The organism is Cupriavidus sp. HPC(L), assembly GCF_000307735.3.
Taxonomy (GTDB): Bacteria; Pseudomonadota; Gammaproteobacteria; order Burkholderiales; family Burkholderiaceae; genus Cupriavidus.
Map to the genome: position 1 here is coordinate 1 of NZ_AMPR02000083.1, position 10268 is coordinate 10268.

Sequence of the window (10268 nt, forward strand, 5' to 3'; positions counted from 1 at the left end):
CAGATCGTCGGGCGCGCCGCTCATGCCGCCATCCCGCCGTGGCGCAGCAGCGCATCGATCTGCGGCGGCCGGCCGCGGAACGCCGTGAACGACTCCATCGCCGGACGGCTGCCGCCCACCGACAGGATCTCGCGGTGATAACGCGCGCCGGTCTCGCTATCGAGCACGCTGCCGGTCAGCTGCGCGGCTTCCTCGAAGGCGGCGTAGACATCGGCGGACAGCACCTCGGCCCACTTGTAGCTGTAGTACCCCGCCGCATAGCCGCCGGCGAAGATATGGCTGAAAGTATTGGGCCAGCGCGACAGCGGGTACTGCGGCACCACGTGGATGCGGTCGTTGATCTCGCGCGACAGCTCGAGTACCGACTTGTCGCCGTCCGGATCGAAGTCCGTGTGCAGATGCATGTCGAACGCCGAGAACACGATCTGGCGCAGCGTCATCATGCCGTTCTGGAAATTCTTTGCCGCCAGCATGCGCTCGAACAGCGCGCGCGGCAGCGGCTCGCCGGTATCGACGTGGCGCGTCATGTCGGCCAGCACCTCGTATTCCCAGCAGAAGTTCTCCATGAACTGCGAGGGCAGCTCGACCGCATCCCATTCGACGCCGTTGATGCCGGACACGCCCAGCTCGCCGACCTGGGTCAGCATATGGTGCAGGCCGTGGCCGAACTCATGGAACAGCGTGATGACCTCGTCATGCGTGAACAGCGCCGGCTTGTCGCCGACCGGCGCCGAGAAATTGCAGGTCAGGTAGGCGACCGGCGTCTGCACGGTGCCGTCGCCGCGCTCGCGGCGGCCGCGCGCGTCGTCCATCCAGGCGCCGCCGCGCTTGCCTTCGCGCGCGTACAGGTCCAGGTAGAACTGCGCGAGCAGTGCACCGTCCGGGCTGGTCACCCGATAGAAACGCACGTCTTTGTGCCAGGTCTGCGCCTCGTCTGGCGCGATGCGCACCGAGAACAGCTTCTGCACGACGCCGAACAGGCCTTCCAGCACCTTGGGCTCGGGGAAGTATTGCTTGACCTCGTGCTCCGAGAACGCATAGCGCTGCTGGCGCAGCTTCTCGGAGGCATAGGCGACGTCCCACGGCGCGAGCTCGGCCAGGCCCAGCTCCCTGGCGGCGAACTCGCGCAGCTCGGCCCAGTCGCGCTCGGCATAGGGCCGCGCCTTGGCGGCCAGTTCGTCGAGGAAGCGCAGCACCTCCGCCGGCGAATCGGCCATCTTGGGCACCAGCGACACCTCGCCGTACGAGCCGTAGCCCAGCATGCGGGCCTCTTCGCGGCGCAGCGCCAGCTGCTCGCGCATATTGGCCGTATTGTCCCAGTCGGCCTGTCCGGTGCCGTACTGCGGGCTCAGCTCGGAGGCGCGCGTGACGTTGGCCTCGTACAGCGTCTGGCGCAGCGCGCGGTCGTCGGCGTACTGCAGCACCGGGAAATACGACGGGAAATGCAGCGTGAACTTCCAGCCTTCCTTGCCGTCCTTGGCCGCCGCCTCGCGAGCAGCCTCCAGCGTGTCGGGCGGCAGGCCGGCCAGGCGCGCCGGATCCTCGATCACCAGCGAGTAGGCGTTGGTCGCGTCCAGCACGTGGTCGGAGAAGGCCTTGCCCAACTGGGCCTGCTGCTCCTGGATCTCGGCGAAACGCGGCTTCTGGTCCTCCGGCAGCTCGGCGCCGCCGAGGCGGAAGCCGCGCAGCTCGTTGTCGAGCAGCTGCCTGCGAGCCGGGCTCAGCGTCGCGTACTCGGGACTGGCGGCCAGCGCCTTGTACTTTTCGTAGAGCGCCAGATTCTGGCCCAGCGACGACCAGAACTCGGTCATGCGAGGCAGGTTCTCGGCGTGGGCCTGGCGCAGCGCGGGCGTGTCGGCGACCGAGCTCAGGTGGCCCACCACGCCCCAGGCCCGGCCCAGCGGCTCGGTGGCCTGCTCGAGCGTGTCGACGGTCTCGGCCCAGCTGGCGGGCCGGGCCGGGTCCTCGACCAGCGCGACGGCGCGTTGCGCCGCATCCAGCAGCACGTCCAGCGCCGGGCCGATATGCTCGGGGCGGATCTCGGCGAAGCGGGGCAGGTCGCTGAAATCCAGCAACGGGTTGGCGGCGTTCTTGTCGGCTTGATCCATGGCTTTCTCGTTGGCGTGGCGTTGACGTTCGCGTTGACGTTCGGATATTCCGCAACTTGGGGCATATCCGCGATTTTCCAGCGGTTTCCCCGATGGCTTGCCGGCAGCTTCCGGGCGCGCTCTGCGCTGAGTGTACCGGCGCTCGCCTCAGCCTGCCGCGCGCTCGGCCGCCTCCAGCGTATTGACCAGCAGCATCGTGATCGTCATCGGGCCGACGCCGCCCGGCACCGGCGTGATATAGCCGGCCACTTCACGCACGCCGGCGAAGTCCACGTCGCCGCACAGCTTGCCGGCGTCGTCGCGGTTCATGCCGACATCGATGACCACCGCGCCGGGTTTGACCATGTCGGCCGTGATGATGTTGCGGCGACCGACCGCGGCGACGATCACGTCCGCCTCGCGGGTGTGCGCCGCGAGATCGCGGGTCTTGCTGTTGCAGATCGTTACCGTGGCGCCGGCCTGCAGCAGCAGCATCGCCATCGGCTTGCCAACGATGTTGGAGGCGCCGACGACGACCGCGCGTGCGCCGCGCAGCGGGTACTGGATCGACTCGAGCATCTTCATGCAGCCATAGGGCGTGCAGGGGCGGAACAGCGGCGCCCCGGTCATCAGCGCGCCGGCGTTGGCGACGTGGAAGCCGTCGACATCCTTCTCCGGGGCGATCGCCTCCAGCACCTTGTGGCTGTCGATGTGTTTGGGCAGCGGCAGCTGCACCAGGATGCCGTGGATCTTCGGATCGCGATTCAGTTCGTCGATGCGGGCCAGCAGGTCGGTCTCGGACAGATCGGCCGGATAGCGGTCCAGCGACGAGAAGAAGCCGTTGTCCTCGCACGCCTTGACCTTGTTGCGGACATAGACCTGGCTGGCCGGGTCCTCGCCGACCAGGACCACGGCCAGCCCCGGCTGGTGACCGCGTTCGGTCAGGCGGGCGGCGCGCTGGGCGGCTTCGGAACGGATTTGCTTGGCAAGGGCGTTGCCGTCGATCAATTGGGCAGACATGGGCGGGGACGCAGAGCGGCTGGGAGGTGGAAATCAGGAGCGACGCCATCGGCTGGCGCATCGGGACGGGCCGGCCGGGTCGCAGGGGTGACATTATAAGGTGTCGCGCTGCGGCGGCATCCTCGCACGGCGCCACGGGGCGGTGCAAAACGAACTGGCCAGCGCCGGCGAGATGCCGGCCGCTGGCCAGTGGGGTGTCCGGGAAGAGGGGAACGCGGAAGGCGGCAGGCGTGAGCCGATCTGCCGCCGCGGATCAGCTGTTGCGCGACAGCGCCAGCCGCAGCAGGTCGGCCACCGTATTGACGTTCAGCTTTTCCATGATGTTGGCGCGATGCGCCTCGACGGTCTTGATCGAGATGCCCAGGTCGTCGGCGATCTGCTTGTTCAGCCGTCCGGCGACGATGCGCTCGAGCACCTGCTGTTCGCGCGTGGTCAGCTTGCCCAGCAGGTCCTGCGCGGCGCGCTGCTCGCGCGCGGCCGAGTGGTCGGCCCGGGCCTTCTGCAGCATGCGCTCGACCAGCGCGCGCAGCTCGGATTCGTCGAACGGTTTCTCGATGAAGTCGATCGCGCCTTTCTTCATCGTCGATACCGCCATCGGCACGTCGCCGTGGCCGGTGATGAAGACGATCGGCAGATGGATGTTCTCCGCGATCATGCGCTCCTGCAGTTCCGGGCCGCTCATGCCCGGCATCCGCACGTCCAGGATCAGGCAGGAGACCTGGTTGGCATCGTAGGCGGCCAGGAATTGCTCGGCGCTGGCGAAACTGCGAACCTGGTAGCCATTGCCCTCCAGCAGCCAGGTCAGCGAGTCGCGCATCGCTTCATCGTCGTCGACGATGAAGACGGTCTCGCCGCGGTGGGGAGTGGGGTTTGGCGCTACGGTCATGAAGTCTCCTGATGCTGCGTCTGTGCGATTCGGCTAGTGTAACTCCGGCCGCCTGCGCCGCACACCCGCCACGGCGGGGGCAGCGGGGCGGTTGCCTGGCGATCGGCCCTCAACGATCGGCCTTCACTGATCGGCAACCTCCGGCTCCAGCGGCAGCATGATTTTAAACGTACAGCCGATGCCGTCCGCATTGTTTTCGACCCACAGCCGGCCCTGGTGCGACTCGATGATCGAGCGGCAGATATTCAGGCCCATGCCCATGCCGTCGGACTTGGTGCTGAAGAACGGCTCGAACAGCCGCTCCTTGGTGGCCTCGTCCACGCCCGGGCCTTGGTCGATCACGTCGATGCAGACGGTCTGGCCGAGCTCGCCCTGGTCGATGCGGGCGTGCAGCCGCACCACGCCGGCCGCGCGCATCGCCGGCAGGCCCGACATCGCCTCGACCGCGTTCTTCAGCAGATTGACCAGCACCTGCTCGATCAGCACCGGGTCGACATAGAGCGTGACCGGCGGGGGCGGCAGCCGGGTCAGGATCGTCACGCGGCGGCGCGTCGCCTCGATATCGGCCAGGCCCACCGCGTCGGCGACGATATCGTGCAGCGCGGTCTCGCGCCGCTGCGGCTGGCTGCGTTTGACGAAGCCCCGGATGCGGCTGATGATCGTGCCGGCGCGCACGGCCTGCGCCGAGGTCTTCTCCAGGATCGGCATCAGGTCCTCGGGCGTGCTGCGGCCCGAGCGCAGCCGCGCCACCGCGCCCATGCAGTAGTTGTTGATGGCGGCCAGCGGCTGGTTCAGCTCGTGCGCCAGCGACGAGGCCATCTCGCCCATCGTGGTCAGGCGGCTGGTGAACTGCAGCCGTTCCTCGTGCTGGCGCGCCATTTCCTCGGCCGCCTTGCGCACCGTGATGTCGGTGGCGATCTGCATCTGCGCCAGGTGGCCGTCGACCCACTGGATATAGCGGCGCCGCACCTCGAACCACTTCTGCATGTCCGGCACGAAGATCTCGCGCGCGTCCGATGCATAAGGCATCAGCTCTGAGGCGGGCAGCCCGGCATAGGCGTCGACGAAATCGGTGTGGTCGCTGGTGACCTGTTCCTGTTCGACCTCGCCGCCGGCCAGCTTCAGATGGCCCTCGGGCTCCCAGCCGAACAGCTGCCGGTAATAGCGGTTGGCGAACAGCAGTTCCGGCTTGTCGGTGGCGAGCACCGACACCGCGGCGTCGAGACTCTCCAGCACGGTGGTGAAGCGGTCGTGCGCGGCGGCCAGCTCCTCGCGCGCGCGCTTCGGCTCGGTGATATCCGTCATCGAGCTCATCCAGCCGGTATGGCGGCCGCGGCTGTCGATCAGCGGCGACACGTACATGCGGGCGAAGAAGCTGGTGCCGTCGCGGCGCATCACGCGCATCTCGTAGCCGCCGGTCGGCGACTTGCCCTGCAGCGTCAGATCGATCTGGCGCTGCATCTCCTGCTGGTCGTTGGGCGGCCAGTAGGGGAAGGGCGGCACGCGGCCGACCAGATCGTGTTCCTGCCAGCCGGTCATGCGGCAGAAGGCCGGGTTCACATAGGTGATGCGTCCGTTCAGGTCCAGCGCGCGCAGGCCGATCAGCATCGAGTTTTCCATCGCGCGGCGGAACGATGTCTCGGCCAGCAGCGCGCGCTGCGCCTCGGAGCGGCGGCTGGTATGCCGCCACATGCTCCACAGGCTCCACAGCAGGAAGCACGACAGCCCGACCACCAGCCACAGCAGCATGTTGTTGGGCAGGTTCGATGCGGGCGGATAGGCATCGGCGCGCAGCGACAGCGAGTGGCCCGGCGGGTCGAGCAGCACCTCGTAGGACAGCGCGGTGGCGGGCACCGGCCGCAGCGAGGTGCTGGCGCGCAGCTGGTTGTTCTTGTCGATCAGCGAGAAGCGGTAGCGCTCGGTCAGCTCCGGCGGCAGCAGATGGGTCAGGATGCCGTTGATCGAATAGAGCGCGCCCAGCGTGCCGAGGAACTCGTTGTCGCGCACGATCGGCACCTGCATCAGCATGAAGCTGTCGCCGCGTTCGTTGACCAGCGGGCGCGAATAGACCACGCGCTGGGTCTCGCGCGCGGTATCGAAGGTGTCGAGCACCTCCGGTTCGAGCGGCTGCTCGGGCGTCTCGCGCAGCCGCGCGGCGAACTCCGACGTGGACGGCAGCGACCAGCGGGCGCGGCGCGTCGCGTCCAGCCAGTTGATGAAGACGATTTCCGGGTTCTCGCGCAGCACCTCCTGCGCGGCGGTGCGATAGGCGCGCTGGTCCAGCTGCGCGGCGGCGATGTCGCGCGCCAGCGAGGCGAGCTGATCCTGGTTGCTCAGCAGCGACAGCCGTACGCGCTGTTGCGCCCACGCGGCGTCGCGATACAGCGCGTCGCGCTGCTGCTGGCGCTCGGTCTCGTGCAACGACCATAGGATCACGCCCATCGCGCCCGAGAACAGCACGATCGCGACCAGCGGGATGAACATGAACCAGCTGGTCGCGACCAGGTTGCGCCAGCGCAGCCACCACAGGCCGCGCGGCGGACCGGTGAAGGGACGGCCGTCGGTGGCCTCGTCGGCGGAGCCGAGCCCCTCGAGCGCGTCCAGTGGCGTCAGCGCGCTCAACTGGTCGATCGCGCCGTGGCCGCCACCACTGATTCCGGCACCGCCGGCATCGCGGGAGGCATCGGCGGCGGGGGGAATCATCGGCAGGCGGAGGGCCGGCAGCAGCCGGGCGGCGAGGCGGTGGATGGACAGCATGATGGGATTGACGACTGACCGGGCAGTGTAGCTCGAATGTTGCAGTGCGTCGCTTGGGGAAAGCGCCTATGCGGCACGCGCCGCCGGCCGTTTGCCCGCAGGCCGCATCGTGGCGCGGCTGGCGGTCTCGTGGTGCGTTGCCGCAATATTTCGCATCATGAGAAACGATACCGTAATTTGAAAATTTCCCTTGTGCTGGGAAATCGCCTTCCATAGAATCGGTGCCGACCGAACGATGCGGGAGGAAGGCGGTCGGACCTTGTCCGAGTGCCGGCGACACAGGCCAGCTCATCCGCCCATCCGCGCCTCGCTCCGCACCCCCGTCAGACAGCGCCAGGCCAGCCACCCACGAAAGCGGCCGTTGCTGGCGCACGCATTCCACAGGAGACGATCCATGTCAGCCGTACCAGAGCAGATCCTCGGCGCAGCCGGCGCCAATGACGCCGACCCGCAGGAAACCCAAGAATGGCTCGAGGCCCTGCAGGGCGTGATCGGCGCGGAAGGTAGCGAGCGCGCGGCCTTCCTGATCGACAAGCAGATCGAATATGCGCGCGTGAACGGCGTCACCCAGCCGTTCCACGCCGAGACCCCGTACATCAACACGATTCCGGTCGAGCAACAGGCACGCATTCCTGGCGATCAGGACATCGAGCACCGCATCCGTTCGTACTCGCGCTGGAACGCGATGGCGATGGTGCTGCGGGCCAACAAGCACACCAACGTCGGCGGCCACATTTCGTCCTACGCGTCGGCGGCCACGCTGTACGACGTCGGCTACAACCACTTCTGGCATGCCCCGTCGGACAAGCACGGCGGCGACCTGGTCTTCGTGCAGGGCCACTCGGCGCCGGGCGTCTATTCGCGCGCCTTCCTGCTGGGCCGGCTGACCACCGAGCAGCTCGACAACTTCCGCCAGGAAGTCGATGGCAAGGGCATCTCGTCGTACCCGCACCCGTGGCTGATGCCGGACTTCTGGCAGTTCCCCACGGTGTCGATGGGCCTGGGCCCGATCATGGCGATCTACCAGGCCCGCTTCATGAAGTACCTGCAGAGCCGCGGCCTGGTCAACACGGAAGGCCGCAAGGTCTGGGCCTTCCTGGGCGACGGCGAGACCGACGAGCCGGAATCGCTGGGCGCGATCGGCATGGCCGGCCGCGAGCAGCTGGACAACCTGGTCTTCGTCATCAACTGCAACCTGCAGCGCCTGGACGGTCCGGTGCGCGGCAACGGCAAGATCATCCAGGAACTGGAGTCGGAATTCCGCGGCGCCGGCTGGAACGTGATCAAGGTGGTCTGGGGCAGCCGCTGGGATTCGCTGCTGGCGCGCGACACCAAGGGCCTGCTGATGAAGCGCATGATGGAATGCGTCGACGGCGAGTACCAGACCTTCAAGGCCAAGGACGGCGCCTATGTGCGCGAGCATTTCTTCAATACGCCCGAGCTCAAGGCGATGGTGGCCGACTGGTCCGATGACGACATCTGGCGCCTGAACCGCGGGGGCCACGATCCGCACAAGATCTACGCCGCCTACAAGGCCGCCACCGAGCACAAGGGCCAGCCGACGCTGATCCTGGCCAAGACCATCAAGGGCTACGGCATGGGCGATGCCGGCCAGGCGATGAACATCACCCACCAGCAGAAGAAGATGCCGGTCGAGGCGATCCGCCGCTTCCGCGACCAGTTCAATCTGCCGGTGCCGGACGACAAGCTGGAAGAGGTCCCGTACCTGACCTTCGAGGAAGGCTCGAAGGAACTCGAATACATGCGCGCCCGCCGCATGGAGCTCGGCGGCTATCTGCCGACGCGCCGCCAGAAGGCCGATCCGCTGCCGGTGCCCGACCTGTCGGCGTTCTCGGCGCTGCTCAAGGCCACCGGCGAGGGCCGCGAGGTCTCGACCACGATGGCCTTCGTGCGGATCTTGAACACGCTGCTCAAGGACAAGCAGATCGGCAAGCATGTGGTGCCCATCGTCCCGGACGAGTCGCGCACCTTCGGCATGGAAGGCCTGTTCCGCCAGATCGGCATCTGGAACCAGCAGGGCCAGAAGTACGTGCCGGAAGACCATGACCAGCTGATGTTCTACAAGGAATCGCAGACTGGCCAGGTGCTGCAGGAAGGCATCAACGAAGCCGGCGCGATGTGCGACTGGATCGCGGCCGCCACGTCGTACTCGACGCACGGCGTGCAGATGATCCCGTTCTACATCTACTACTCGATGTTCGGCATCCAGCGGATCGGCGATCTGTGCTGGGCCGCCGCCGACATGCGTTCGCGCGGCTTCCTGCTGGGCGGCACCTCGGGCCGAACCACGCTGAACGGCGAGGGCCTGCAGCACGAGGACGGCCACTCGCACGTGTTCCACGCGGTGATCCCGAACTGCATCTCGTACGACCCGACCTTCCAGTACGAGCTGGCGGTGATCATGCAGGACGGCCTGCGCCGCATGTACGCGGAGCAGGAGGACGTCTACTACTACCTGACGGTGATGAACGAGAACTACGAGCATCCGGAAATGCCGGCTGGCGTAGAGAAGGACATCGTCAAGGGCATGTACGCGTTCCGCAAGGGCGCCGAGAACAGCAACGCGCCGCGCGTGCAGCTGCTGGGCTCCGGCACGATCTTCCGCGAGGTGATCGCCGCCGCCGAGCTGCTGAAGAAGGACTGGGGCGTCGAGTCGGATCTGTGGAGCTGCCCGAGCTTCACCGAGCTGGCGCGCGAAGGCCAGGCCGCCGAGCGCTGGAACCTGCTGCATCCGACCGAGACGCCGCGCGAATCGCACGTGACCCAGTGCCTGAAGTCGGTGCGCGGTCCGGTGATCGCGTCGACCGACTACGTGCGCGCGTTCGCCGAGCAGATCCGCCCGTTCGTGCCGCGCCGCTACGTGGTGCTGGGCACCGACGGCTTCGGCCGCTCGGATACCCGCGAGAAGCTGCGCCACTTCTTCGAAGTGGACCGCCACTGGGTCACGCTGGCCGCCCTGAAGGCGCTCGCCGACGAGGGTGCCATCCCGCGCGACAAGGTCGCCGAGGCCATCAAGAAGTACAACCTCGACCCGAACAAGCCGAACCCGATGACGGTCTGATCCGGCTGTCACTCCCGCGAACCCCCGGGCATGGCCATGCCGTGCCCGGGTCGCCCGGGCCTTGCCTGGGCGTTGCCCAGTAAATGGCCGGGGCGCCGCGGCGTGACAAGGCACGTGCGTCAAAGTAATCTCGACGCTTCGTTGTCACGCGCGCCGTCCTGTCCAGGAGACACTGAATGAGTCAAGCGATTGAAATCAAGGTGCCGGATATCGGCGACTACGACGCCGTTCCCGTCATCGAAGTCCACGTGAAGCCGGGCGACACGATCAACGCCGAGGATGCGCTGGTCACGCTGGAATCGGACAAGGCGACGATGGACGTGCCTTCGCCGCAGGGCGGCACGGTCAAGGAAGTCAAGGTCAAGGTCGGCGACAACGTCGCCGAAGGCTCGGTGCTGGTGATGCTCGAACCCGCGGGCGCCGCCGCTCCCGCACC

The 10268-nt window shown here is 67.3% G+C and carries 6 protein-coding genes; 2 read left to right on the top strand and 4 right to left on the bottom strand.

Annotation, left to right across the window (positions count from 1 at the left end):
* Window positions 1-20: 20 nt before the first annotated feature.
* The 4 genes from B551_RS06550 to B551_RS06565 form a co-directional block, all read right to left on the bottom strand.
* Complete coding sequence (locus B551_RS06550; RefSeq protein ID WP_023263712.1) at window positions 21-2108, bottom strand: M3 family metallopeptidase; 2088 nt, start codon at window positions 2106-2108, stop codon at window positions 21-23.
* A gap of 147 nt (window positions 2109-2255) precedes the next feature.
* On the bottom strand, window positions 2256-3107 hold the full coding sequence (folD, locus tag B551_RS06555) for a bifunctional methylenetetrahydrofolate dehydrogenase/methenyltetrahydrofolate cyclohydrolase FolD (RefSeq protein ID WP_006578227.1): 852 nt from the start codon (window positions 3105-3107) through the stop codon (window positions 2256-2258).
* 253 nt (window positions 3108-3360) lie between these two features.
* On the bottom strand, window positions 3361-3993 hold the full coding sequence (locus tag B551_RS06560; RefSeq protein WP_006578226.1) for a response regulator transcription factor: 633 nt from the start codon (window positions 3991-3993) through the stop codon (window positions 3361-3363).
* 123 nt (window positions 3994-4116) lie between these two features.
* Window positions 4117-6750, bottom strand: a complete 2634-nt coding sequence (locus B551_RS06565) for a PAS domain S-box protein (protein ID WP_023263713.1) — start codon at window positions 6748-6750, stop codon at window positions 4117-4119.
* A gap of 394 nt (window positions 6751-7144) precedes the next feature.
* Here B551_RS06565 and aceE point away from each other — a divergent pair, with 394 nt between their 5' ends.
* Window positions 7145-9832 (top strand): pyruvate dehydrogenase (acetyl-transferring), homodimeric type, encoded by a 2688-nt coding sequence (gene aceE, locus B551_RS06570; protein WP_006578225.1) that lies wholly within the window; start codon window positions 7145-7147, stop codon window positions 9830-9832.
* A gap of 176 nt (window positions 9833-10008) precedes the next feature.
* The coding region (locus tag B551_RS06575; protein ID WP_043437802.1) for a biotin/lipoyl-containing protein at window positions 10009-10268 on the top strand (260 nt) is incomplete at its 3' end.